A 382-nucleotide genomic window follows, 5' to 3' on the forward strand; every position below is an offset into this window, starting at 1 on the left:
AAAATACGCTTTTCTTCATCACTTAAACTATCGTACTCATGTTCAAAAAACGGCATGATGGAAATATCAAGTTCGCGCATACCGCGACGACATGCCCAGTGAATACGTGCTTTATTGTGAATATCCATGTTCTTCCTGCCTCGCGAAAATGAAGTACCGGGCTATTGTAACGTGTTTTTGGCGTTGTTTTACGGGAATCTCAGTAATCTGGAACGCGATCGCGAAATAGAAGGCTGGGAATCAATATGTTCATCCGTTTTGGATACCACCTCGCAAAACGATCAATCCGCTTTCAATGGGCTATTTAAAGCACTTGCAATGACCGATGGCTCTTTTACCATTAACCATTATTGTTGCAGCTAACCAGGACATTATTTATGGC

The 382-nt window shown here is 41.9% G+C and carries 1 protein-coding gene; it reads right to left on the bottom strand.

Annotated features, from left to right (window positions below; all coding sequences use genetic code 11):
- A partial coding sequence (locus ACEWB7_RS18760) for a succinate dehydrogenase assembly factor 2 (protein ID WP_001767448.1) occupies positions 1-128 on the bottom strand: 128 nt, incomplete at its 3' end.
- Positions 129-382 lie beyond the last annotated feature (254 nt).

Origin of the sequence: Acinetobacter sp. NIOH-H-8 (genome assembly GCF_046635365.1) — a bacterium.
In the GTDB taxonomy this organism is placed as follows: Bacteria; Pseudomonadota; Gammaproteobacteria; order Pseudomonadales; family Moraxellaceae; genus Acinetobacter.